This is a genomic window from uncultured Limnohabitans sp., assembly GCF_937889215.1.
In the GTDB taxonomy this organism is placed as follows: Bacteria; Pseudomonadota; Gammaproteobacteria; order Burkholderiales; family Burkholderiaceae_C; genus Limnohabitans_A.
In genome coordinates, this window is sequence record NZ_CALBEX010000050.1 from 1 (window position 1) to 2,164 (window position 2,164).

Genomic DNA, 2,164 nt, shown 5'->3' on the forward strand with positions numbered 1-2,164 from the left:
GCTGGGCATCCAGGGCTTCGCGGGCGGCGTTCAGCAGAGCCTGGGCGCATTCCTGGGTTCGGGCGTCGGCGCGCAGCAGGGCCTGGTGGCTGATGGGCGGCAGGTCGGCGGCGGTTCGTTCGGCCAGTTCGCTGGCGGCAAACGCTGGGTAGTCGTGTTTTTTGAGCGCTTCAAACAGCGCGTGGGTGGGGTGAAAGGTTTGCACCCACATCTCGCTGGTGGCACTTTGGGCAGCATCGCGCCCAGCCCGGCCTGCGGCTTGCATGAGCAGTCCAAACAGGCGCTCTGGTGCGCGAAAGTCACTTGAAAACAGCGCCGTGTCGGGGTTGACGGCCGCCACCAGGGTGATGCGCCGAAAGTCGTGCCCTTTGGCAATCATTTGCGTGCCGACCAAGACATCCACCTCGCCGGAGTGCACTTGGGCCAGTTGGCTTTCGAGTGCCCCTTTGAGCCGTGTGCTGTCGGCGTCGATGCGGGCGATGCGCACCGGCATGCCATCTGGGCGCAAAACGTGCGCCAGCAACTCGCCCAGGTGTTCTTCGAGTTGTTCTGTGCCCCGGCCAATGGGTGCGATGTCGGCGTTGCCACATTCGGGGCAGGCGCGCGGCACACGCTCGGTCAGGCCGCAGTGGTGGCAGCGCAGGGTGCGGTCAATTTTGTGGAACACCCGAAATGCGCTGCAGTGCTTGCACTCGCTTTTCCAGCCGCAGTCGGCGCAGTGCAGCACGGGGGCGTAGCCGCGGCGGTTGAGCAGCAGCATGCATTGCTCACCGCGCTCTACCCGCTCTTGGATGGCGGCCACGAGCTGGGTGGACAGCACGGTGCGGCGCGGTTGTTTGGTCATGTCCACGCGCCGCACTTTCGGCAACAGGCCGGTGCCGATTCGCGAGGGCATGAGCAGGCGCTGGTAACGGCCGCCTGTATCGTCCTCTGTGGCCGGGCGGCTGAGGTGCCAGCTCTCGAGCGATGGCGTGGCCGAGGCCAGCAGCACCGGCGCGTTTTGCAGGCGTCCCCGGTACACCGCCAAGTCGCGGGCCGAGTAGCGGGCGCCTTCTTGCTGCTTGTAGCTGGGGTCGTGTTCTTCGTCGACCACGATGAGTTGGAGGTGCGGCATGGACGCAAAAATCGCCATGCGCGTGCCCAGCACGATGCGGGCGTGACCCGCATGCGCGGCCAGCCAGGCTTTGAGGCGCTGGGCGGGCGTCATGCCGCTGTGCATCGACACCACCGCCTCGGTGCCAAAGCGGGCCTGCACACGTTCTTCCAGCTGCGGCGTGAGGTTGATCTCGGGCACCATGAGCAGGGCTTGGGCCTGCGGGTCCGCCGCCAGCATGCGTTCCACAGCTTGCAAATACACCTCGGTCTTGCCGCTGCCGGTGCTGCCAAACAGCAAAAAAGGGCCTGTGCCTGAGGCCATTTGGTCCAGCACAGCGCTTTGTTCGGGCGAGAGGGCTGGGCCGGCCGTGGTTTGCACGGCGCGCTCGGTGTTTTGCTTTTTCAGGCGTCGTGCCAGTTGTTCGCTGGTCAAGTCGCGCAGCTGTGGCGGCAAGGCCGACAAGGCCACCTCGCCCAACGAGCGCTGGTAATACTGGGCTGAGAACTGCACCAGTTGCCGCCAGTGCTTGTCCAGTGGGGCCAGCCCTTCGAGCACCCCCAAGACATCGCGCACGGCCGACGCCGGCATGTCGGCGGGCGCGGTGTCCAGAACGGACCAAACCACGCCCAGCACCTCACGTTTGCCCAAAGGGACCCTGACCAACTGCCCTGGTTGCACCACAAAGAGGCATCGGTAGCTCAGCAAGCCCCCCACCTGGCTGTGTGCAGGCGTCTGAACGGCGATTTCGATCCAGCAAGCGGCGGTCAAGGTTTTAGAGTTTCAAATGGATTTGTAAATTTTGAGAGTTAGGTGAAGTCTCGAAAACCGGTCTAAGTGCTTGATTCTTAAGTGCTTTGCAGCTCATCCAGAATATCTGTGGATAACTTTGTTGAAAACTTGTCACCAAGGCCCTGAAGCCCTTGAAAATCAAGGCTTTGCTCAGATTGCTCACCAGATGGGCATTGTGAATTATTTCAATGAAATCAAGGACTTGGCGTTATGTAAGCATCGCCTTCTAATTCGGCTCGCAGGTGAATTTAAAAAACGCGCACGCCCAAAATTTGTGCA

Annotated in this window: 1 protein-coding gene; it reads right to left on the reverse strand. The window is 62.2% G+C overall.

What is annotated here, in order from left to right:
- The coding region (gene priA, locus Q0341_RS01215) for a primosomal protein N' (protein ID WP_299510002.1) at positions 1 to 1,864 on the reverse strand (1,864 nt) is incomplete at its 3' end.
- Positions 1,865 to 2,164: the final 300 nt, after the last annotated feature.